This window comes from Brevibacillus migulae, from assembly GCF_004521915.1.
In the GTDB taxonomy this organism is placed as follows: domain Bacteria; phylum Bacillota; class Bacilli; order Brevibacillales; family Brevibacillaceae; genus Brevibacillus_F; species Brevibacillus_F migulae.
The window spans coordinates 92,068-113,829 of record NZ_SDKD01000019.1; the positions used below are offsets into that span (position 1 = coordinate 92,068).

General features: G+C 42.2%; 21 protein-coding genes, 2 tRNA genes and 1 pseudogene. 12 read left to right on the forward strand and 12 right to left on the reverse strand.

What is annotated here, in order from left to right; genetic code table 11:
• Positions 1-27: 27 nt before the first annotated feature.
• Positions 28-873 carry a PHP domain-containing protein gene (locus EIZ37_RS19700; protein ID WP_134686484.1) on the forward strand — a complete coding sequence of 282 codons (846 nt, stop codon included), beginning with the start codon at positions 28-30 and terminating at the stop codon, positions 871-873.
• A gap of 119 nt (positions 874-992) precedes the next feature.
• On the opposite strand, the gene EIZ37_RS19705 is transcribed toward EIZ37_RS19700, so the two are convergent.
• On the reverse strand, positions 993-1,445 hold the full coding sequence (locus EIZ37_RS19705; RefSeq protein ID WP_134686485.1) for a GNAT family N-acetyltransferase: 453 nt from the start codon (positions 1,443-1,445) through the stop codon (positions 993-995).
• Positions 1,446-1,521: 76 nt separating this feature from the next.
• Positions 1,522-2,031 (reverse strand): 2'-5' RNA ligase family protein, encoded by a 510-nt coding sequence (locus EIZ37_RS19710; protein WP_134686486.1) that lies wholly within the window; start codon positions 2,029-2,031, stop codon positions 1,522-1,524.
• A gap of 150 nt (positions 2,032-2,181) precedes the next feature.
• On the opposite strand from EIZ37_RS19710, the gene EIZ37_RS26090 reads away from it, so the two are divergent.
• Entirely contained in the window at positions 2,182-2,328 is a 147-nt protein-coding gene (locus EIZ37_RS26090) for a hypothetical protein (protein WP_167569031.1), read from the forward strand.
• An 18-nt stretch (positions 2,329-2,346) separates the two neighbouring features.
• On the opposite strand, the gene EIZ37_RS19715 is transcribed toward EIZ37_RS26090, so the two are convergent.
• Positions 2,347-3,075: an alpha/beta hydrolase gene (locus EIZ37_RS19715; RefSeq protein ID WP_235828113.1), complete on the reverse strand. Its 729-nt coding sequence runs from the start codon at positions 3,073-3,075 to the stop codon at positions 2,347-2,349.
• Between the two features lie 208 nt (positions 3,076-3,283).
• On the opposite strand from EIZ37_RS19715, the gene EIZ37_RS19720 reads away from it, so the two are divergent.
• From EIZ37_RS19720 to EIZ37_RS19730, 3 genes are all read left to right on the forward strand, one after another.
• Positions 3,284-3,808: a phosphatidylglycerophosphatase A family protein gene (locus EIZ37_RS19720; RefSeq protein ID WP_134686504.1), complete on the forward strand. Its 525-nt coding sequence runs from the start codon at positions 3,284-3,286 to the stop codon at positions 3,806-3,808.
• Positions 3,809-4,050: 242 nt separating this feature from the next.
• A tRNA-Ile gene (locus tag EIZ37_RS19725) sits at positions 4,051-4,127 on the forward strand.
• A 50-nt stretch (positions 4,128-4,177) separates the two neighbouring features.
• Positions 4,178-4,253 (forward strand) — tRNA-Val (locus tag EIZ37_RS19730).
• 276 nt (positions 4,254-4,529) lie between these two features.
• Here EIZ37_RS19730 and EIZ37_RS19735 read toward each other — a convergent pair.
• The 3 genes from EIZ37_RS19735 to EIZ37_RS19745 form a co-directional block, all read right to left on the reverse strand.
• The gene (locus EIZ37_RS19735; RefSeq protein ID WP_134686488.1) at positions 4,530-5,717 is read right to left on the reverse strand and encodes a site-specific integrase; all 1,188 of its coding nucleotides are present in this window, start codon (positions 5,715-5,717) and stop codon (positions 4,530-4,532) included.
• A 118-nt stretch (positions 5,718-5,835) separates the two neighbouring features.
• Positions 5,836-6,039: a helix-turn-helix domain-containing protein gene (locus tag EIZ37_RS19740; RefSeq protein WP_134686489.1), complete on the reverse strand. Its 204-nt coding sequence runs from the start codon at positions 6,037-6,039 to the stop codon at positions 5,836-5,838.
• Between the two features lie 3 nt (positions 6,040-6,042).
• Positions 6,043-6,873, reverse strand: coding sequence for a helix-turn-helix domain-containing protein (locus EIZ37_RS19745; protein WP_134686490.1), 831 nt, complete (start codon positions 6,871-6,873; stop codon positions 6,043-6,045).
• 211 nt (positions 6,874-7,084) lie between these two features.
• Between EIZ37_RS19745 and EIZ37_RS19750 the strand changes: the two genes are divergently transcribed.
• Positions 7,085-8,137 (forward strand): phage/plasmid replication domain-containing protein, encoded by a 1,053-nt coding sequence (locus EIZ37_RS19750; protein ID WP_167569034.1) that lies wholly within the window; start codon positions 7,085-7,087, stop codon positions 8,135-8,137.
• 81 nt (positions 8,138-8,218) lie between these two features.
• Here the strand turns inward: EIZ37_RS19750 and EIZ37_RS19755 are convergent, their stop codons facing one another.
• From EIZ37_RS19755 to EIZ37_RS19780, 5 genes are all read right to left on the reverse strand, one after another.
• A complete protein-coding gene (locus EIZ37_RS19755; protein WP_134686492.1) occupies positions 8,219-8,827 on the reverse strand; it encodes a JAB domain-containing protein in 609 nt (202 codons plus the stop codon).
• 20 nt (positions 8,828-8,847) lie between these two features.
• Complete coding sequence (gene radC, locus EIZ37_RS19760; RefSeq protein WP_134686493.1) at positions 8,848-9,462, reverse strand: RadC family protein; 615 nt, start codon at positions 9,460-9,462, stop codon at positions 8,848-8,850.
• 107 nt (positions 9,463-9,569) lie between these two features.
• Positions 9,570-9,752 (reverse strand): hypothetical protein, encoded by a 183-nt coding sequence (locus tag EIZ37_RS19765; RefSeq protein ID WP_134686494.1) that lies wholly within the window; start codon positions 9,750-9,752, stop codon positions 9,570-9,572.
• 62 nt (positions 9,753-9,814) lie between these two features.
• Positions 9,815-10,030: a hypothetical protein gene (locus EIZ37_RS19770; protein ID WP_134686495.1), complete on the reverse strand. Its 216-nt coding sequence runs from the start codon at positions 10,028-10,030 to the stop codon at positions 9,815-9,817.
• 353 nt (positions 10,031-10,383) lie between these two features.
• Positions 10,384-10,878, reverse strand: a complete 495-nt coding sequence (locus EIZ37_RS19780) for an antirestriction protein ArdA (RefSeq protein WP_134686496.1) — start codon at positions 10,876-10,878, stop codon at positions 10,384-10,386.
• 914 nt (positions 10,879-11,792) lie between these two features.
• On the opposite strand from EIZ37_RS19780, the gene EIZ37_RS19785 reads away from it, so the two are divergent.
• The 4 genes from EIZ37_RS19785 to EIZ37_RS19800 are packed head-to-tail and all read left to right on the forward strand — an operon-like array spanning position 11,793 to position 20,708.
• Positions 11,793-15,047 (forward strand): helicase-related protein, encoded by a 3,255-nt coding sequence (locus EIZ37_RS19785; RefSeq protein WP_134686497.1) that lies wholly within the window; start codon positions 11,793-11,795, stop codon positions 15,045-15,047.
• On the forward strand, positions 15,047-15,703 hold the full coding sequence (locus tag EIZ37_RS19790) for a DUF4391 domain-containing protein (protein WP_134686498.1): 657 nt from the start codon (positions 15,047-15,049) through the stop codon (positions 15,701-15,703). Before EIZ37_RS19785 ends, EIZ37_RS19790 begins: the two co-directional genes overlap by 1 nt.
• 13 nt (positions 15,704-15,716) lie before the next feature.
• Positions 15,717-17,639 (forward strand): site-specific DNA-methyltransferase, encoded by a 1,923-nt coding sequence (locus EIZ37_RS19795; RefSeq protein WP_134686499.1) that lies wholly within the window; start codon positions 15,717-15,719, stop codon positions 17,637-17,639.
• A gap of 15 nt (positions 17,640-17,654) precedes the next feature.
• Complete coding sequence (locus tag EIZ37_RS19800; RefSeq protein ID WP_134686500.1) at positions 17,655-20,708, forward strand: type III restriction-modification system endonuclease; 3,054 nt, start codon at positions 17,655-17,657, stop codon at positions 20,706-20,708.
• 427 nt (positions 20,709-21,135) lie between these two features.
• Here the strand turns inward: EIZ37_RS19800 and EIZ37_RS26765 are convergent.
• Positions 21,136-21,258: pseudogene (locus EIZ37_RS26765) on the reverse strand (site-specific integrase); the annotation flags it as partial.
• Here EIZ37_RS26765 and EIZ37_RS26770 point away from each other — a divergent pair.
• Positions 21,239-21,469: a recombinase family protein gene (locus tag EIZ37_RS26770; protein ID WP_407921157.1), complete on the forward strand. Its 231-nt coding sequence runs from the start codon at positions 21,239-21,241 to the stop codon at positions 21,467-21,469. The pseudogene EIZ37_RS26765 and the gene EIZ37_RS26770 sit on opposite strands and share 20 nt — an antisense overlap.
• A 19-nt stretch (positions 21,470-21,488) precedes the next feature.
• Entirely contained in the window at positions 21,489-21,590 is a 102-nt protein-coding gene (locus EIZ37_RS26775) for a hypothetical protein (protein ID WP_407921159.1), read from the forward strand.
• The last annotated feature ends 172 nt before the right edge of the window (positions 21,591-21,762 follow it).

Below are 21,762 nucleotides of genomic sequence, written 5' to 3' on the forward strand. Positions count from 1 at the left end.
CAGCGTGAACCTTTTGGAGGGGAAAATATGGCACAACGCGCCGATTTACATACGCATACAGTCGCTTCCGACGGGACTTGCACACCGACGGAAAACGTCCGCTACGCGAAAGAAGCTGGACTTGCAGCAGTAGCGATCACGGATCATGACACGGTTGCTGGTATCGCCGAGGCGATGAAAGCAGGCGAGGACATCGGGATGGAGGTCGTTCCCGGAGTGGAGATCAGCACCGTCGCCAACGGACAGGATATCCATGTGCTCGGGTATTTCGTTCCTTATGAAGATACGCAGTTCGATGAGGAGCTAAGCAAGCTGCGGGACACGCGTCATGAACGCAACAAGCTGCTCATCGCCCGCTTGCAAGAGCTCGGGATCGACATTTCGCTGGAAAAGGTGTATGCCCGAAAGAGCGGCACAGATAAAAACATCGGCCGCCCGCATATTGCGGAGGAATTGATGGAGCTAGGCGTGGTCTCGAGCATGCAGGAGGCTTTCGACAAATATCTGGGAAAAGGCGCTGCGGCATACGTGAATCCGCCTCGCATCTCTCCATTGGAAGCGATCAAGCTCATCAAGCGCTTCGGTGGGGCAGCGGTGCTCGCGCATCCCGGTTTGTATGACGATGACGATCTGGTGGAGGAGATCATCGTCTATGGCCTGGATGGCATTGAAGTGTACCATCCGGACAACAGCGAAGAGCAGCGGAAGCACTATCTCCAGCTGGCAAGCGACTATGGCTTGGTCGTGACCGGCGGCTCGGATTTTCATGGCTGGCGGGGCGAAGAGCCTTATCACGCGATGCTCGGCTCATCGACAGCAGAGGTAGACGCACTGAATCAATTGCGGAAGATTGCAGAAACGAGAAAAGCGTAAGATAAACAAAAGGATCGACCTGCTAAGGGCCGATCCTTTTTCCGTATATAAAAATGGTTATCTGCACAAGTGCAACGAAGGCTCCGCCAAAGGCTTGGCGAAGCAAGGTTTTCTCAAGTTTATTCGGAAAATACTTTCTCCATCGCGATATGCGGGATGCCTGCATCGTCAAATATGTCGCCATACGGCACATAGCCCAGCTTTTCATAAAAGCCTTGGGCATGGCATTGGGCATTCAGCTTGACCTTGGCGTAGCCATTGGCGCGAGCGGTCTCTTCCATAAACTCCATGATGGCGCGGCCGAGGCCTGTCCCGCGTGTGCTGCCGAGTACTGCAACGCGTTCAATTTTGCCGACGCCCGGTTGGTACGTGCGCAGCCTGCTCGCTCCGACCGGAGTATCTCCTTGATAAGCGACAAAGTGGATGGTCGGGGAAGAGAGCGTATCATGCTCATCAATCTCCAAATCCTCCGGCACTTCTTGTTCTTCAATAAATACGAGGCGGCGTACGGTGAGGGCGTCTTGTAATTCTTCGTCCTTGCTTACGACACGAATTTGCAGTGTATGGTTCATTGGCAGTTCCTTCTTTCCGCATTGAATAAGCAACGACCCTTCCTTTGATCAGGAAGGATCGGGGATGCAAAGCTGTTTATTTTTTGAGCAAAAAGGTTTGGTACACGCTCCACATGCCATCTTCCAGCTCATAAATCAGATGGAAGCGATCGATGTCGCTGGTCAGATCGAATTTCACCATGCTGAGCTGTCCGGTGACATCGCGCAGCTCATCGTCGGTCAGATCGCGGCCGATGGTCAGGTGAGGAACGAACGCATACGTTTCTTTCTGGCTGAGATCGTTCTTCAAGATTTTGTGATGCAGATTTTCAAATGGCTCCTTGTTTTGGATGGCCAAATAGATCACGTTGTTCGTGGGATGAAAGCTGGATACGCGATGAAAGCGTGTGGAGAAACTCTCGGTTTCGCTTGCCACTTGCTCAAGATGAGCGACCAGTTTTGGCAGATCCGCTTCATTTACATCAAACGCTTCTTTCAGTCGGATATACGGAGGTATGAGTGCGTAGGCAGAGTCGTAACGCTTCCGGTACGAGTTCGCTACCTCTTGTACTTTGCTCGATGGGAAAATGACTACACTGTACTTCATTGTGAATCCCTCCTTCATAAGTATCGCCTATCCAGTATGAAACCAAGCACCTTTTTATTTTAACAGAAAATTCTCCATCTGTGTAATCTTATGCACCGCCCCGTATATTCCCTCCTCGAAAGGAGAGAATGAAGAGACGGAGGTGAAAAGATGAAGATCGCAATATTGATCACTGTCATTTTCCTGGTCTTATTACTTCTCTCTTTTTTCACATTCTCCTTGCTTACCGCTATCAGGAGGGCAGAGTTCGAGGAAGCACTCGCCCCTGTGAACAAAAAGCCAAAGCAAGAAGAATGACACAAGCCGAGTGCTTGGTCAGCTGAAAAAATGGTGGAGAATGCGCGGCAGGTTCGCCTGCCAATACCCCCATGTGTGGTCACCCGCGAACGTCTCATAACGCAGGGTGGCCGCTTTTTTTTGCAGCAGATCGCGCATTTGTTCATTCGCCGCCACGAGATTCAGCGTCCCTCGACTTGTCTCGACAGCCGTCTCCTCCGTGCCGATCTCCAGATAGATCGACAGCTGCCCAACCGCTGAAGAGTCTTGCACGGCTTCCAACTGCTGCGCATCAAATGCCCCGGACTGGCTGGCGACTTGCCCGAACGTATGCGGGTAGGTCAGCGCGATCGACAGGGAGGCGACCCCGCCCAGCGATTCTCCCAACAGCGTCCGTGCACTGCCCAGCGGATGCGTCGCATAGTGGGCATCGATGTAAGACACGACTTCCTCCGCGACAAAACGTTTGTATGTCGTATGTTCGGATCCGTTTGGATGGTAGCGGTCGGAGCGCTTTGCCTTGTCGACCGGCAAAAACACCACGATCGCGGGTTGCATTTGTTTTTGCTCCACGAGCTGATCGATTTGCGAGGCCAAACGCCCGAGAGACAAGTAATCCTCGCCGTCCTGCACATAGAGCACGGGATAGGAATAAAGTAAAGAATAGCGCGGCGGTGTATAGACGAGGATGCGTTCACGGACACCCAGATGGCGGCTCTCGATGGTGAGCTCGTGAAGCTGTCCTTTTTCGGTATCGACGGTTGACAACGAAGTTCCCTCCTGTTCATGCGCATTAAAGCGCTTACCCATATGGTTTCCATTATACATGAACAGCTATGAGCAGCGATACTGGGCACGCTTTCATGTGGGAATTTTGGGGAAAGTGTAAAAATTACGCTTTATGTAACTTTCGTATGGTACTATAGAAGAACACGATTGACGATTTACCTTATCTGCGGAAGGGGTTGTATCGATGATGAAAAAACAGGTGCACAGCAAAGATGTTCAAAACGCTGCCCGCCAACGCCTTGCCGATCGGGGTGTCACAATTACGGACATCGCCGAGATCGTATATCTGATGCAATCGCCATACCACCCAAACCTGACAATGCAAAAATGCGTTGAAAGCGTGGAAGCGGTATTGGAAAAACGAGAAATCCAGCACGCCATCCTGGTGGGGGTCGAACTCGATATGCTGGCTGAAAAAGGGATGCTCTCAGAGCCGCTGCAGTCCATTGTGGCTACTGATGAAGGCTTGTTTGGCTGCGATGAGACATTGGCTTTGGGGTCCGTGTTTGGGTATGGAAGCATCGCGGTTACGACCTTTGGCCATTTGGATAAGCAGAAAATCGGCGTGATCAAGCGCTTGGATACGAAAGCTGGCGGGAAGGTGAATACGTTCCTGGATGATCTGGTTTGCAGTATTGCGGCGAATGCGTCCAGCCGCATGGCTCACCGTCTGCGGGATGAAGAAGAAGCGGCGGAGGAGCAGGCTGGCTGAGGGAAGGGTCTCGGTTAAGTTAGCTTTGTTTCGTTTCTTTTGGACACAGGTTCCTGTGGAAGGCTGAATATAGCGTGAATGAAGCGGATATATAGTCAAAAGATAGCGTGTATGCGGTCGTTTCCCGCTGATGAAAAGGGCGGGAAACGGCTCAATTCATTTTTCTATAAATTACTCTTGATTTTTATTTTTCGATGATGTATATTTATTTTTGTCACGTCGCCGATGCGGATACGGCACAAGGGCCCTTAGCTCAGTTGGTTAGAGCGGTCGGCTCATAACCGATTGGTCGTAGGTTCGAGTCCTACAGGGCCCACCATTAGATGTTTGGGTGACAAATAGGAAATAGTATGATAGAATACAACTTATGATCCGGTAGCTCAGTTGGGAGAGCACCATCTTGACAGGGTGGGGGTCGCTGGTTCGAACCCAGTCCGGATCACCATACATAACAAGCCAAAACCCTTGATACATAAGGGTTTTTTCTTTTTTATCAACCTGTTGACGGTTTCAAAAAGTAGCTCTGTATCCTCTGTGGTCACGGATTGGTCACAAATCTTTTGCGGTCACACATGGTCACTACAATCTTGTATTTGTAGTTGAAGATCCTTATTAAAAACAAAAAATCGATCTCCACGGATACGGAAGATCGATCATACTTTGAATCTGTTATTAACTTTGCGCCATCTGCGGCCACCGTAGACTGATTTAATCCACGTCGTTATTCCCCACATACAGCCACCTCGTCATCCGACGTCTGTCCGTCGTTCAGTACCTTCATTAAATCTTCACCTGACATCATGAGCTTATCGAAGTTTTGTGCGGCATCCCTTTGCATATTCGGTAACAGATGACTGTAAGTGTCTAATGTAATGCGACTGTTGGCGTGTCCAAGCCTTTCTGATACGACTTTGACATTCTCGCCCATCAGCAGCATTAACGATGCATGAGTATGTCTGAGGTCATGAAAGCGAATCCGTTTAACTCCTGCTTTCTTCATCAGGTCGTAGAAAGTACGGTTAAGGTTGCGTGAGTTAACTGGCGTTCCCAGAGAAGTGCATACGACAAGATCATGATTTTTATAATGCTCTCCAGCTTGCAGTTTTTCCTTGGCAACACGACTGCGCTGTTTTCTCAGAGCGGCAAGAGTATGTGTAGATAGTGAGATACTTCGGTTGCTTGATTTTGTTTTCGTCGTTTGTTGAATCTCGGTTGTGTTATGACGCAAGGTCTGTACGATACGAAGTGTACCTTTATCAAAGTCAATATCTTTCCATCGCAAGCCCAGTATCTCTGCCTGACGCATCCCTGTCCATGCCGCAAGCAGGAAAGCAATGTAGTAGCGGCTGTCTCTTGCTGTCCAGAGAAATTTATTCAGTTCATCACGATCCCAGACCTCAAGCTCCTTTTTGTCTGCTCTCGGACGATCTACTAGAGAGGCAACATTCCTTGGTATAAGTCCCCATCGTTCGGCACGTTTAAGGGAGTCTCTGATCAGCGTATGGACTTTCTGAATGTTTTCAGCACTTAATTTGCCACCTTTCATCAACCGGGTATACGTCTGCTGTATCATCATTGGTGTTATTTTGGACAGCTCGATTTCACCCAGAGCGGGAATAATGTGGTATTCAACGAGCCATGTGTAAGTTTGCAAAGAGGACTTTTTAACCTTGGTCTGTTTGTCCTCAAGCCACTGCTTCAAATATTCCTTGTAGAGCATTTTAGTCGGCTCCACATAGATTCCAGTATGCACTTGATTGAGTAATTCAGTGAGTGCTTTTTCTGCTTCCTTCTTCGTTTTGAATCCACGCATCTTCTTCTGATTCCGTTTGCCGTCAGGCCTTTTGCCTACATCAACTACGAAATACCATGTATTCGTTTTGGAATCCTTCTTGATCGAACCTGCCATTGATCTCATCCTCCTGAAACTAATCGTAAAAATAGATAAAAAAATCGGTGAGCCACATGAGCACACCGTTGGTTAATCGCTCAAGGCGACCACCTCCTTTCACAATGAAGCATTATTCTCAGACGGCAGTATTCGCTCCTTTTAACCACTTCAGGAATACAGACTTGGATACCATGATTCTTCTGCCTACACGGGCTACATGGAAACTACCTGAATTGACAAGTTCATATGCTTGTCTCCTGCCAATCCCGAGAATGGTTTGGATGTCAGCTACACTCAACACCGACGGATACTCTTTTAATTTCTTCTGGGTCAAATTCATATACTATTTTTCCTCCTTTGTGAATTTGGGCATCTTGACATGCTTTTTACGCTTGCTTGGATCGACGGATATATTACTTGCCGCATCTTCTTTGATGTTGATAAGAGAATTTGTTTCTTCTTGGCTCAAAATGTCTCCCTCTAACAGATGATTGGTGTATTTCTCGCCAATCTCATGCAATTTAATCATCTGACGATCATACACGGCTTTCGGAATCCAGCCAATTAAGGAAGGAGCGTTATAACGAAGATTCAGTTGCATCATAACTTTTTCTAGCGCAGACATCTTTGATGGTGAAGAAAATATGTCTGGTGAAACTAGCATTTCCAAGGTTGTAACGCTGTTCTCAATGTCGGCAATTAAAACAGTGTATTGCTCAATAGTCAGCTTTACACTAGTCCGCCTTTCATACATAAAACGCCTGTCACCATTACTTGCCTGAAGAGCTACACCAACGATACACGTAAATTCCGTTTCTTGTAGAGGATTGACTCCACTAGGCAGATATGTATCGCTATCAGCCTCAATTTCTGTCCCTAGAAGTATTTTTCTATAACCAAGCGTGTAAAAATCGTCAAAGAAAACGTCTATGTCCACGTGAAAGTCTTTTGAAATTGAATGAAGTACCTTTGATGGACAATCTTTGGTTTCACCTCGTTCAATCGCTGAAAGGGTAGGTGGAGAAATGCCGATTCTGATGGCAACATTTTTTGAAGTGTAGGCATCTCCAAATTGTGAATACAGCACTTCTCTTAATACACGAATTCGTGGGCCGACGTCACTTATAGCCAATAAATGAAATTGCTCTTCGGACACTTGAATAGAAGTTTGCATCGTAGTTACCTCCCATACACTAATCTGCACTTACTGTACCCTACAATAAACTAAAATTCTATTTTATGCAACAAAAAACTTGAATATTAGTTTTAAATGGTGTTATTCTATTTTCCAAGCGAGCAGTGAGTAAGCCTTGGTATAAAAACAGGTGAATCATATTACTCACACTCTAAGAGGTAAAAGTGTAAGTTTAACAGGACAGAAAGGTGTGAAATCCTTGGTAGACACAGTTAAATTCGATTTGCGTATTCTGTTGAGTAAGAAGGAGATTGGGCGTATTCCTTGGTCAAAGATCGAGAAACGACCACAAAGCAAAATGACCTATTACAGGTTGTTCGACTCCAAAGATGCTTCCATCCCACGAATTACTTATGCGGAATCTTCAAAATCGGGCGAAGCATGGTTAAAGGTAGAGGTATCGATGCCACGCTTCCTCTATGGTAGTAATGTCTACGAAGTAACTTCAGCTGACATCAAGCGTTTTTTCAAAGAATTACGCCGTTGCGTTGCAGATAGATTGCAGATTCCTCTCTCCAAAGTTCCCTTGATCGAACAAAGTGAGATGGAGAAACTGCATCTTTGTAAGAACTTTAAGGTTGGCAAATTGTTGCCAGATTATCTTCGGGTCTTGTCTGAGGTTGAGTTACATGGTCACAAGATGGTTCCACACTATTATTCGGGACGGCGTCGATTCGAAGGTGTGGAATGGAGAAAGGGGGCAAAAGGCAAAAGAGCCATGAAGGTCTATGATAAGCACGAAGAGATTCGACAGAACAAAACTTACCACGATAAGCAACAGCTTTTGGCCGACTCCCAAGGGGTTCTCAGATTTGAATATGAGCTTACATCATACGAGATGAAAAAGCTGAGTCCGTCACGTATTGCAGGCGAGTTGCTTAATCCGAGGCTAATTGCACAAATGCTGAGAAAGAATCTATCAAAATTGGGTGTCGATAAGTCAACGAAAGCTTCAGCATTCGATAACATGATTAACTGTATCAATCAGCAATCCTGGGATACTCGGAAAAAAAACTCACTGATTGCATTCATTACACAGCTTTATATCGAGGGAGAAGGGCATTGCAGAAAAAAATACTCTCGCAGTGCTTATCACGCTAATTACAATGCCCTCAAGAAGTTGTTCAAGGTTAATAAAATCGTATTTAGCGATATCGATTTGCCTGCCTTAAAAATCGAAAAAAGAAGCGTAGATAAAAAAAGACTGTCGCCATCCTTTGCGGAGAAGGACTTGACAGCATAAAGAGTAAATATCTGATGCAACTATCATAACATTTTGAATGGGGGGACAGCTACATTCACCATCCCCTCATATTTTTGTGCCCTATAACCAATTATGCTCTTTGTAGCTGATATAGTCTGAATCTGTCAGATGGAGCACATCCAAAATGGATATCCCCACAACATCCCCTGTCTCAGCGATTTGCTTGGACAAGCCAATCTGCTCCTGGCTCGGATGGATATCACCATCATCATACCGGTGTACCAAGATACCTGATGCACACTTATGGATGACCAGATGACGGAATACGGCACGCTGATAGGTGGTAAGGCTCTGCATCGTCTCTTCGGGGATACACTCTGTTGTCGTGATCATGTTCTTGGTATTTAACCCGATCAGGAACGTGTTTCTCTCGCCGCAACTTGTAATGTTCTCCCGGCAATACCGGACAACATCCTTGGGGAGACGAACAGTAAAATGTGGCCGTCTTTGCGGAACAGCAAACAGATGAGCCAATTGCAGGGTAGCACGCAATTGTTTCGTCGCAGTAGCGTCATTGCCTGCGATACGTTGTATATCTTCTTCGGTGAGGTCAGTAAGTTGTTGAGGATGTGTAACCGTCGTCATCAGAGTATCCAAGGTATCTACAAGCTGAGCTTCTTTTAGAATGTGATGATGGAGCGACTTGCCCGTGAAAGGTTGCTTTCTCATAGTTATCTACCTCCTATATGTTATAGATAGCCTTGTTCGGCTAATGAGCAGTATGTCTCGAATCCGACAACAATGTGATCGACAACCCTGATCCCCAGAATCTCACCTGCCTGCTTCAGTCGCCGGGTTATTTCTATATCTTCTCGGGATGGAGTGGAATCGCCAGATGGATGGTTGTGGACGAGGGCAACTGCATCTGCATTCCTCTTCAACATTGGGCGGAAAACCTCCCTTGGATGGACTATTGCCGCATCCAGTGATCCGATAGCGGTAACTTCCTTGAAGAGAATACGCATTTTGCTACTTAATCCAACGACAACAAAATACTCTTTGGGAAGATATTGCATCTCTATTTTGAGATGCTCAAAAATATCTCTTGCAGACCGGACAATAGATGGGCGAGACATCTTTGTGCTGATACAACGAGCCAAATCCAGTGCAGATATGATTTGCTGTGCTTTGACAGTGCCAATGCCGTGTACGGATTGTAGTTCTTCTTCCGTCGCATCCAGCAGGTCATGCAAGGTTGGGAATCTGGTCAACAAGGTATTGATCGTAAGGCTATCTGGTTTTTCACTGAGAACTTGGGCAAAGATGGTTGCAAGCGTTGACTTGTATTCAAATCTATCGTTCATGATTGATTCCTCCATAAAAATGAAATAAGGAGAGCGGTAGGCCCTCCTTGTGTCGTTAAGTACAATTCGATACAATAAAATCAACGTTACCTTTCTGGTGTGATCCTTTATGGACGCACCTCTTTTTGTTTTTCTATATGTTCAATCTTCAGTTCAATCATTGCCAACTTTGCTAGTGTACGGACATACAGCCTGGATGTAGCATTGGTATGTCTTTTCACATATCGTAGCTGTCTAACAGTCGCTAAAAGCCACATCCTCTTTTCCTCAAGCCCGATACGTTTCTTCATCAAATACACCTCCCTTCATGCCATAAAAAAGCCCTCCTACATCCGTTCAGGTGTAGAAAGGCTTATTTCACTTGCTTACTTATTTGCGGATGCAACTGCTTAGGATAATGCTTCTCAAAATACTTGGAAACGTAGAAGCGAGCAGTATCGTCAATCTTCCAAAAGCGAATGAAGTAAGCATAGAGTACGTGACCTGCCATACGAATATCCCCATTGAGTGCCAGACGATTCAACAATATTACCAACTCATCTGATAGAACCGTTTTGTTCTGTTGCATCTTCAGCACTCCTTCTCTTTTTGATTTCATTCTCAACGGATTGTAGAACGTCAATCATGTCGATCTGTTTCCAATGTACTGATTTTGCGTTGTATCTGCCTCAGATTACGTTCATTGAATGGGTGGCTGATATTGCTATTTCTTAACATCCGTTCACGGACTAGCAAATCAGCATGTTTTAATTCCAGGGATATTAACAACTCTCTCATGGTCGATTCACCTCCTTTCATTGATCCAGAATCACACGGTATGTTTACTAAAATGACAACGACAAATAACCCACTTTGATTCAAGCAGGGTAGGTTGTAAATATTCGATCACACAAATACCTTGAGCAAATTTATTATCTTAGCTTATGAATGTGGGCGTACAGCAACTTGCAATTCATAATGCATGTACCATCCGTCGAACTTCAAATCTCTTGCAATCTTTTCATAATCAATGTACTGGCTTAGAGATGGGGGAACGGAACCGAAATAACCTTCGTCAACCATTTCTGCCGCAACATCGCATAAATTATCCACGTTCAAATACACGCTGTAATCACCGTTCTCCAACAGACGGACAACCTCGCCAACATTGTCCATGCATTCACACAAGGCAATAACGATTCTGCTATCGTAGCGAGCCATGACAGCGGCAGTTTCGTTGATTGAATACACATTGTCATACTCGTTTATGCGAAATGGTGCTTCGTAATCATGGATGGCGTATTCCTTATCATCCCCTAGTATTGCTTGTATTTGTTCTGCGATTTCTTCATTGCTCAATGGCAGTGTCAGCCATTCACCTGCAAGTTTTCCCTCATTGTACTTCGCCAGGTTTGCAACATAGAGTTTTACTTTCATACAGATTCCCTTCGATTTAGGTGATTAGTTTAAGCCAATGAATGACGACAACCATACACGGAAACAGCTATTTCATTCGTAACAATAATGCTTAGGCTGATCTGAAAACACCTCCCTTCTGTATTGGAAGCCTCTCACCTTCCTATATTCGCTGTCATGCATGTGAAGAAACAAAAAAAGACTGCAATCTACCTTCAAACAGTAGACCACAGTCAATATGGAACCCGGTGGGGCATGAAACGGAAGGCCCCCTTTTCATATTTGATGGGTGGAGCCTCCAGAAAATATATGCAGTTTTTTACACTATATGGTGTTTTACAACGGATTTTTATGTGAGCTAATGGGGAGTACAAAGATGTTCTTTGCGTTCCTAAGAATCAAATTGGGTTCATCCATCGTCAGACCAATCAACAAATCCTTGTGCACTTCAATAAGCAACAGAAATTTCATGGGTTAAGGATAGTTTCTAAAATTAAATCTGTTTCAGTTGCAGTGTTACAATTTTGCATTTTCCTCGGTAATATAAGTAGGTTCGTACCCAGCAATGCGTAATCGAATCAGTTTTTGAGTACTATGCTGATTTGCCTTCTTTTTTTCACGATTGCTTGAGGAGCCGGAAGAGAAACAAATAAAAAAAGGAAAATAACGCCCAATAGAGTATAACTACTCAGTTTACACGCCGATAGGCGGGATATGGTCTATTCGAAGATTTTTGTTAGCTTAGAAGTCCAACTTGCAGTTTCAGTTCAAATATGAGTTCATCTTATCAGACCAAATACCCATGTCAAAGAGGAATAACAGGTTCAAATATAGAAGTAAACCTGTTGAAAATATCGCAATGGCTTTATGATAATGATAATTTACCGTTGGGAACGTTAAATTGACTGAACAAATAGGCGAGCCAGGGGTGGATCATGGAAATAATCAATAACATCGAAAAGCTTCTCGGTGAGGATTTAAAGCATACGCTCAAAAAAGGAACAAAGGTGTCAATAGCGGCATCCTGTTTTTCTATCTATGCTTATGAAGCGTTATTAAAAGAGTTAAATCAGGTAGAAGAAGTCCGGTTCATCTTTACTTCTCCGACTTTTATTGCTGATAGCGTTAAGAAAGAAAAACGAGAGTTCTTTATTCCAAAACTCAATCGAGAAAAAAGCTTGTACGGAACGGAATTTGAAATACGACTCAAAAACGAGATGACACTTAAAGCAATCGCTAAGGAATGCAGTGATTGGATTAGGAAGAAAGTTACCTTCAAATCCAACCGAACTTCTGGCTCAATGCAAGGATTGATTAATGTAAGATCTGCTGATGAAGAGATTTCTTATATGCCTATTGATGGTTTTACAACTGTCGATCTTGGCTACGAGAAAGGGAATGCATTGTCCAAAATGGTAAACAAGTTCAACGAGGCCCCGTTTACCAAAATGTATTTTGATCTGTTTGATCAGCTATGGAACGATAAAAGCAAATTGGAAGATGTGACGGGGCAAGTAGCAGAGCATATCTCGTCTGTATACAAAGAAAACTCACCTGAATTCATATACTACGTCATTCTCTACAATATCTTTAATGAATTTCTATCAGATATTAGTGAGGATATATTTCCAAATGAAGCAACGGGTTTCAAGGAGACAGTGATTTGGAATCGTTTGTACCACTTCCAAAAAGATGCAGTAATCGGTGCAATCAATAAACTGGAGAAATACAATGGTTGTATCCTTGCAGATAGTGTTGGTCTTGGAAAAACATTCACTGCCCTAGGTATAATCAAATACTATGAGCTTCGAAATAAGTCTGTGCTGGTACTCTGTCCTAAGAAGCTCGGGGATAACTGGCTGACCTACAAACAAAATGTGACAAACAACATCCTGTATGCTGACCGATTGAGATACGATGTTCTTTATCATACGGATATTTCCCGTGAGAGAGGTAAATCCAACGATATCCCTCTTGATCGTCTAAATTGGGGTAACTATGATTTACTCGTTATCGATGAGTCGCACAACTTCCGTAATAATGAAGCTAAGAAGGATAAAGAAAATAGATACCAGATGCTCATGCGGAAAGTATTAAAAAGCGGCGTCAAAACGAGAGTATTGATGCTATCTGCAACCCCAGTCAATAACAAGTTTATGGATCTACGGAACCAGCTTGCTCTTGCATATGAAGGTAACGCAGATGAAATCAATAAGAAGCTCGGTACAGAACGAGGTATTAATGATATCTTCAAGCGTGCTCAGTCGGCATTTAACCAATGGTCTAAGTTGGAGGTTACCGAACGTACTACGGAAACCCTACTTGCCATGCTGGATTTTGATTTCTTTGAATTGCTGGATAGTCTGACCATTGCTCGATCAAGAAAACATATACAGAAATATTACAAAGCGGAGGAAATTGGTGAGTTTCCAAAACGGTTACAACCTATCTCTGAATATTGTAATCTGACCGATAGAAGCGATGTGATTGGGTATAACGACATCTTCTTAGAATTGTCCAGAATCAACCTTGGTATTTATGCACCATTCAAATACATTCAACCGAGCAGATTACGGTTTTACGAAGAGATTTATGATACGAGTGTAAAAGGTGGAACTGGTAGTTTCAAACAGATGGATCGAGAGGGAAGCTTGCAATTGCTCATGCGGGTCAATCTACTCAAGCGATTGGAGAGCTCCGTAGAATCATTCAGGTTGACGCTTTCCAAGATCCTGTTTAAACTCAATCAAACCCTTGATCGCATTGAATCCTTTGAATGCAATGGGAAGTCTGACTCTATTGGATACACAGAAATCGAAGAAACCAATTTAGACGATAATGACTGGTTGGATGATGAATTCAGCATCGGAGATACGATTAAAATTAATCTGTCCGATATGGATATTCTACGCTGGAAAGAAGATTTGACTAGTGACAGGGATATTCTGTATTCCCTATTGCAAGAAATGCAGAAAGTAACACCAGAACATGATGAGAAGCTCAATGCCCTTAAACAAATTATTGACAATAAGATTAAGAACCCGATAAATCCAGGCAATCGTAAAGTCATCATTTTTAGTGCATTCACGGATACTGCGGCGTATTTATATACCCATCTGTCTGAATATATGAAAGCAAAATACAATATTGATACTGCTAAAATCGTCGGTAGTGACGAAAACAAGAATACTGCTGGACTAAGGAATGACATTCATACCTTGTTGACTTGTTTTTCGCCTCGCTCGAAAGAAAAGCATCTGACAATGCCTGATGTAAAAGGTGAAATTGATTTGCTAATTGCTTCCGATTGTATTTCCGAGGGACAGAACTTGCAGGATAGTGATTATCTTATCAACTACGACATCCACTGGAATCCTGTTCGCATTATCCAACGATTTGGACGTATTGACCGTATCGGCTCGAAGAATAAGTCGATTCAGTTGGTGAACTTCTGGCCGAACATGACACTTGATGAGTATATTCAATTGAAGCAAAGAGTTGAGAATCGCATGGTCATCATGGATATGACTGCGACAGGCGATGACAACGTATTGTTTAACCAATCCAGCGATTTGGAGTACCGAAAACAGCAACTTCACCGATTACAGGAGGAAGTTGTGGATCTAGATGATATGAATACAGGCGTTTCTATCACTGATCTTGGTCTCAATGATTTCAGAATGGATCTCGTGAATTATGTAAAGGAAAATGGCGAGATGGATACCGTTCCAAGCGGACTTCATACTGTCGTGTCCGCAGATGAGGACAAGGGTGTAAAACCCGGTGTCATCTTTGTTCTTCGTAACTTGAATGAAGAAATAAATCCCAACCAGCAGAACCGACTTCATCCTTTCTATCTGGTATATATGAGCGAAGAGAGTGAAGTCATTTCGAATCACATGGATGTTAAGAAAACACTGGATATCCTCCGATCACTTTGCAGAGGTCAATCTGAGCCGATAATGGAAGCGTGCCGCAGTTTTAATCAGGAAACCAAGGACGGCAAAAAGATGGATCATTACTCCATGTTGCTAGAAGAAACGATTCGCTCTATTGTATTAGTCAAGGAAGAAAGTGATTTGGATAGCTTGTTCAGTTCGGGAGGCACTTCTGCATTAATCGATACGATCAAGGGATTGGAAGATTTCGAACTGATAACTTTTGTTGTGATTAAGCAGGTGATTGATTGATGTTTAATTTGCCATCAAGTACGTTGGTAAATCGAAAAATTCCTAAAAACAAGTTCTATGAGAAATTACAAGCAAATCATCATCTGAAAGAGTTGTTCACTAACCAAGTTGAGTCCGTTATATGGAAACATAAGCTGTCCAAAGAAACAATTCGCTTGGAACCGAAAGAGGATATTGAAGAGCTTCAGGTCTTTGAAATCCATCTAAAGGAAAAGGTTTATTCAAACGAGTTATTACGGAATATTGATAAGGCTATACCATATCCAATATTGCATGTCTTGTTATTTGATGAGCAGGTTAAGCTTGCTATTGCCTATAAGGAGCGGAATCAGGTAGATGATAATCGTTCTGTGATACGTTCTTATTATGAATCTGAATGGCAACCAGTAGATGATTTTCGATTTGAGGTAATTCAAGGGTTTGATTTAAAGGCCGTTTACGAGAACATCATCCGTAACCTACTCCAAACTAAGGCGAAGCCGGAAATGGAGCTTACAGCTATTCTAGAACGCCAAGAACAAATAAATAAGTTGTCTTTGGAGTGTCAACGGCTAGAGGCAAAAATTCGCAGTGAGAAACAGTTTAACCGTAAAGTGGATCTGAATATGGAATTACAACGCAAACGGAAAGAACTGAACCACCTTCTTGAATACTAATGGGAGGAAAACCATGAATAAACTATCAATGAGATCAAAAGATCTAACACAAGAAAATATAGATAAAATTGCTGTATTTTTCCCCAATGTAATTACAGAGGCAAGAGATGAAAACGGAAAAATTACAAGAGCAATCGATTTTGATTTATTGAAACAAGAATTGTCTGATGTTCTTGTAGAAGGGGAAAAAGAAAGATATCAACTGACATGGCCGGGTAAGAAAGAAGCAATTCTTAATGCTAATACTCCAATTGAAAAAACCCTTCGACCTATCAAAAATGATAGTGTTGACTGGGATAATACACAAAACATTTACATTGAAGGTGACAATCTCGAAGTTTTGAAACTGTTGCAGGAATCGTATCTAAATAAAATAAAGTGTATTTATATTGACCCTCCCTATAATACTGGCAAGGATTTCATCTATAAAGATGACTTCAAAGAGCCACTAGAAGAATACCTTGAAGAGTCTGGCCAGATAGACAATGAAAATAATCGACTTTTTCTAAATACAGAGTCAAACGGTCGTTTCCATAGTGACTGGTTGACCATGATGTATTCAAGGTTGAAGATCGCTAGAAATTTGTTGAAGGAAGATGGAGTAATTTTTATAAGTATAGATGATAACGAAGTAACTAATTTGTCGAAGATATGTAATGAGATATTTGGAGAAAAAAACTTCATTGCAAATGTAGCAGTTGTTAATAATCTCAAAGGCAGAAGTGATGAGAAATATATAGCAACTGCGCATGAGTCCTTATTAATATATCAAAAAGGAAATTTTGAAACTTACGGTGTACCTTTGCCGGAAGAATATCTTGAAGAATACAAATTAGAGGATGAAAAAGGGAGGTATCGACTTCAAGGATTACGAAAGAGAGGGGATAGCTCCAGAAGAGAAGATAGACCACAGATGTACTATCCGTTTTATTACGACAGTAATTCTGACACTATTAGTTTGAGTAAAACGTCAGAAGAGTGTATTGAAATTTTACCAAAACTCTCTGATGGTTCAGATGGCCGATGGAGATGGGGAAAAGATACAGCAGAAAAAAATATGGATTTGCTTACAGCACGTCTAGTTTCTGGAAGAAATGAATACGATATATTTCAGAAAGATTATATGAATGACGGGGATAATATTAAGACTGTCAAACCTAAATCGTTCTGGTTAGGAAATGAATTCTCTAGCGATTCAGGTACATTAGCATTTAAGCAATTGTTTGGAAGAAATATATTTCAGAATCCAAAACCATTAGGGCTAATAAAATATATATTGTCCCAAGCAACAAAAAACGATGATATTATTCTCGATTTCTATTCAGGTTCTGCGACATCTGCCCATGCAGTAATGCAACTTAATGCTGAGGATGGCGGAAAGCGTAAATATATGATGGTACAACTTCCTGAGGAAACTAATGCCAATTCAGAAGCAAATAAAGCAGGGTATAAGACTATATGCGAAATCGGCAAAGAACGTATCCGCCGTGCCGCAAAGAAAATAAAAGAAGAAACAGGGGCCGATATTGATTATGGTTTCAGGGTATACCGTGTGGATTCTAGTAACATGAAGGATGTGTATTACACACCGGACGAACTGGGGCAGATGAATCTTGAAGATTTGACATCGAATATTAAAGAAGATCGAACTGGAGAAGATTTGCTTATCCAAGTCATGTTGGAAACTGGGCTAGAATTATCTCTACCTATGGAATCAAAACAGATCGAAGGTAAAACGATTTACTGTGTAGCTGGTAACTCTTTGATTGCATGTTTCGATGAGGATGTATCTGAATCTCTCATAAAGAAGATCGCTGAGGAAAAACCGTTGCGTGTAGTATTCCGTGACAGTGCTTTCTCTGACGATTCTGCCCGTATCAATGTTGAAGAACTGTTTAAAATGCTCTCCCCGAGCACAGAAATCCAAGTGCTGTAAGGTAGGTGAGCAATCATGAGGATAAAATTCAAACACCAGCAATTTCAATTGGATGCTGTAAAAAGCATTGTGGACGTTTTTCATGGACAGCCAAATGAGTCTTCACGCTTTACTTTGGATAAGGGCAGAAGACAGAAGGTTGAAACAGTAGGAGATTTGACTGTTCCGAATTACGGTTCCGATTCCGAGTATGGTTTTAAGAACAATCCCATTAAACTACTCGATCAAGAAGTAATTGAGAACATTCAATCGATACAAAGACGGAACGGACTCAAGCTGTCAGAGCGACTTGAAGGTAAGTACAACTTGACGGTTGAAATGGAAACAGGTACCGGAAAAACTTACACCTACATTCGAACAATGTTTGAACTCTATAAAAAGTACGGCTGGAGCAAGTTCATTATCGTTGTTCCTTCTATTGCTATTAGAGAAGGTGTACTAAAAACATTTCAAATCACAGAAGACCACTTCATGTCGGAGTACGGCTCAAAGGCTCGCTATTTTGTCTATAACTCAAAGCAATTGCATCACATTGAGAAGTTTGCAAGTGACGCAGGAATAAACGTCATGATTATTAACTCTCAGGCATTTAATGCAAGGGGTCAGGATGCAAGACGTATCTATATGGAGCTTGACGATTTCAACTCACGCAGACCGATTGATGTAATCGCAAGTACGAATCCGATCCTAATTATCGATGAGCCTCAATCGGTTGAAGGTAAGAAAACAAAGGAATCCCTCAAGCTATTTAAACCTTTGCTCACGCTACGTTATTCTGCAACACATCGTGAAGATTATAACAAGGTATATAGACTAGATGCTCTAGATGCATACAACATGAAGCTGGTCAAAAAAATCAGCGTCAAAGGTATATCTGTAAAAGGGACAACAGGCTCTGAAAGCTATATTTATCTCGAAGGAATCGATGTTAGCGACAAACACGCTCCGGTGGCCAGATTGGAATTTGAAATCCGCTCAAAATCTGGTTTGAGCAAGAGATCGCAAAAAATCCGAACAGGTGACGATCTGTACCAACTTTCCGGCCAACTTGAGCAATATAAAGGTTACAAGGTATCAGAGATCAATGGTCAAAACAATACCATCAGCTTTATTAATGGTGTTACGTTGTACGCTGGAGATGTACAAGGCGATGTAAGTGAACTCCACTTCCGACGCATACAGATCAGAGAGACAATAAAATCTCATTTTGAGAAGGAGAGGGTACTTTTCCATAAAGGGATCAAGGTACTTTCACTATTCTTTATTGATGAGGTTGCTAGATATCGTCAATATAACAAAGATAACGATGGGGAAAATGGAATATACGCTGATATGTTCCAAGAGGAATATATGGCTATTTTGAATGAATATCTATCTTTGTTTAAGGAAGATCCGTATATTCAATATCTTAATAGAATTCAAGTGCAGGATACGCATAAAGGATACTTCTCCATAGACAAGAAGACTAATCGGTTGGTAGATCCAAAGGTATCTGCAAGAGAAACGGATTCAGACGATGCTGATGCCTATGATTTGATAATGCGAGATAAAGAACGTCTGCTTAGCTTTGAGGAACCTACACGATTTATTTTCTCTCACTCAGCGTTAAAAGAGGGTTGGGATAACCCGAATGTATTCCAGATTTGTACGCTGAAACATAGCGACTCCACGATCAAAAAACGGCAAGAAGTCGGGCGTGGTCTGCGTTTATGTGTAAATCAAAATGGCGATCGAATGGACTCAAGCATTCCAGGCATTGATGTACATGAGATCAATTCATTGACTGTCATAGCTAGTGAATCTTATGAACAGTTTGCTAAGCAACTTCAAAACGAAATCGCTTCTACATTGTCTGATCGACCTCGTAAGGCCGATGTCGATTTCTTCATGGACAAGGTACTAACGAATGACAGAGGCGAGCAGTTGAAAATTGACGATAAGCTAGCAAATAAATTGCAGTTTACATTTATTCGGAATGGCTATGTCGATGATCAATTTAACTTGACTGATGAATATTTTACTGCGGTGGAACAACAGAACATAAAGTTGCCAGAAGAACTTAATACTCATCAGGAATCACTTGTTGAGCTGGTCAAATCAATTTACGTCGAAGGCAAATCAGACATGATGGATAATGAACGTGAACGCAACATTCCATCAATTACAGTAAACAACAACTTCCATAAACAGGAGTTCAAGGAATTATGGGAACGAATCAACAAGAAGACGGTGTACACTGTCCAGTTTGATTCTAACGAACTAATCCAAAAATGTGTTAGTTCACTCGATTTAAACCTGCATGTCCCATCCATAAGCTATGCCATTAAGCATGGAGAGATGGTTGATATTCAGTCTAGAGGTCATCTAATGCAAGGAGAGGCCTTTGTTGTTCGTGATACACAAATGGAGAGTATACAAGGGTCTGCGTCATCAAAAATCAAGTATGACCTTATCGGGAAATTGATGGATGAAACAAAACTCACACGCAAAACGATTGTCGCCATCCTAAAGGGAATCAAACAGGCCACTTTTTTGCAGTATCAAAAAAATCCTGAAGAGTTCATTATACGTGCTTCGAAACTGATTAATGAACAAAAGGCGACAACGATCATCGAATCAATTACCTATGATGTCATTAATGATACGTTCCATACAGATGTGTTTACAAAGAACACATTAAAAGGGCAACTGGGTCAGAATACGATTGCGGTAGAAAAGCACATATACGATTATGTCGTTACTGATTCCAAAATTGAACGGGCTTTCGCAAAAGAATTGGATGCTAGTCAGGAAGTTCAAATTTACGCTAAGCTTCCACGTGGCTTCTTTATCCCCACTCCAGTAGGTAACTACAATCCGGACTGGGCCATTGTGTTCAAAGAAGGTCAAGTGAAGCACATTTACTTTATTGCCGAGACAAAAGGTTCAATGGACTCGATGGAGTTACGTGAGGTTGAGAAGGCTAAGATTGAGTGTGCAAGGAAACATTTTGCTAAGCTTAATAAAGGAGACCTTAAATATGATGTTGTCAATAACTATGAAAAATTACTAGAGATTGTGAAGGCATAATAATATGATCAAACCCCATGATCTCATCCATCAATGGGGTTTGATATAAGTGTTTAATTCAACAGAGAAAAACCAGATGAACATAAAAAACCTTGGTCACAGATTGGTCACGAACTCTAAAAAACTAAAGGTAACAATAGTTCACACAATCAGGAAGAGAAGCCGAAAACCCTTGATATACATGGAATTCCGGTTATCTCAGGATACTACGGTTTATACACCCGTCAAACTTGACAGGGTGGGGGTCGCTGGTTCGAACCCAGTCCGGATCACCATAATAGTTAACGTGAAAGCCCTTACCCCATAAGGGTTTTTGTTATTTTATGCTCTGATTAGCCACAGCCCATATCCTCCAATTTCTACGATTTGGGTGGCAAATGGGTGGGATACGTTTTTGGGTGGCATATTTAATGAGTGGGTGGCAAAACTATTCATTAACTATTGACTTGAAAAAACTCCTCCTAAACTCTTCAGCAACATCTTTTTGTAGACTCGGTAAAACGTGTGTGTAAGTATCAAGTGTAATTTTGATGGTGGCATGTCCCAACCGTAAAGGTGCTTCAATTAAATCATTAAAGGATACATGGCTTGATACATCCTCTAATAATCCATACTCTGAGTTTTTGCGTACTGTGATGGCTGGTGTTGCTCAGTTAGAAAGAGACTTAACAAAGCAACGTCAAAAGGAAGGCGTACAGATAGCAAAGCAGAAGGGTAAGTATATGGGTAGAGCAAAGCAATATACCAATAATAAACCCTAGCATTAACCACGCTATAGAACTGTATTTAGCTGGTGATAAGACCGTTAAACAGATTGAAGCAATAACGCATGTAGGTAAATCCTCTTTGTATCGTGAGTTAGCAGCAAGGGGATTGAAGTAAAGCCCAATGCTTAATGCAAAGGGTTTTTTTGTTGGATATAATTAGGGGTATGCTTCTGATTTGAAAAAAGGAAAAAATGCCCCTGAGGCCCAAGCTCGTATGGCCACTTCCAGCTCGTATCTTCTCCCTAGTGTCAACATCAATCTAAAATTCCTCAAAATCATCAATTGAA

Excerpts from the sequence above, each read along its gene's own strand:
- EIZ37_RS19745 (WP_134686490.1), bottom strand. The coding sequence starts at position 6,873 with ATGCAAACTTCTATTCAAGTGTCCGAAGAGCAATTTCATTTATTGGCT.
- EIZ37_RS19790 (WP_134686498.1), top strand. The coding sequence starts at position 15,047 with ATGTTTAATTTGCCATCAAGTACGTTGGTAAATCGAAAAATTCCTAAA.
- EIZ37_RS19795 (WP_134686499.1), top strand. The coding sequence starts at position 15,717 with ATGAATAAACTATCAATGAGATCAAAAGATCTAACACAAGAAAATATA.
- EIZ37_RS19740 (WP_134686489.1), bottom strand. The coding sequence starts at position 6,039 with ATGAATTTGACCCAGAAGAAATTAAAAGAGTATCCGTCGGTGTTGAGT.
- EIZ37_RS19705 (WP_134686485.1), bottom strand. The coding sequence starts at position 1,445 with ATGAACCATACACTGCAAATTCGTGTCGTAAGCAAGGACGAAGAATTA.
- EIZ37_RS19720 (WP_134686504.1), top strand. The coding sequence starts at position 3,284 with ATGAAAAAACAGGTGCACAGCAAAGATGTTCAAAACGCTGCCCGCCAA.
- EIZ37_RS19785 (WP_134686497.1), top strand. The coding sequence starts at position 11,793 with ATGGAAATAATCAATAACATCGAAAAGCTTCTCGGTGAGGATTTAAAG.
- radC (WP_134686493.1), bottom strand. The coding sequence starts at position 9,462 with ATGAACGATAGATTTGAATACAAGTCAACGCTTGCAACCATCTTTGCC.
- EIZ37_RS19755 (WP_134686492.1), bottom strand. The coding sequence starts at position 8,827 with ATGAGAAAGCAACCTTTCACGGGCAAGTCGCTCCATCATCACATTCTA.
- EIZ37_RS19770 (WP_134686495.1), bottom strand. The coding sequence starts at position 10,030 with ATGCAACAGAACAAAACGGTTCTATCAGATGAGTTGGTAATATTGTTG.
- EIZ37_RS19780 (WP_134686496.1), bottom strand. The coding sequence starts at position 10,878 with ATGAAAGTAAAACTCTATGTTGCAAACCTGGCGAAGTACAATGAGGGA.
- EIZ37_RS19700 (WP_134686484.1), top strand. The coding sequence starts at position 28 with ATGGCACAACGCGCCGATTTACATACGCATACAGTCGCTTCCGACGGG.
- EIZ37_RS26090 (WP_167569031.1), top strand. The coding sequence starts at position 2,182 with ATGAAGATCGCAATATTGATCACTGTCATTTTCCTGGTCTTATTACTT.
- EIZ37_RS19710 (WP_134686486.1), bottom strand. The coding sequence starts at position 2,031 with ATGAAGTACAGTGTAGTCATTTTCCCATCGAGCAAAGTACAAGAGGTA.
- EIZ37_RS26770 (WP_407921157.1), top strand. The coding sequence starts at position 21,239 with ATGGTGGCATGTCCCAACCGTAAAGGTGCTTCAATTAAATCATTAAAG.
- EIZ37_RS19765 (WP_134686494.1), bottom strand. The coding sequence starts at position 9,752 with ATGAAGAAACGTATCGGGCTTGAGGAAAAGAGGATGTGGCTTTTAGCG.
- EIZ37_RS19800 (WP_134686500.1), top strand. The coding sequence starts at position 17,655 with ATGAGGATAAAATTCAAACACCAGCAATTTCAATTGGATGCTGTAAAA.
- EIZ37_RS19735 (WP_134686488.1), bottom strand. The coding sequence starts at position 5,717 with ATGGCAGGTTCGATCAAGAAGGATTCCAAAACGAATACATGGTATTTC.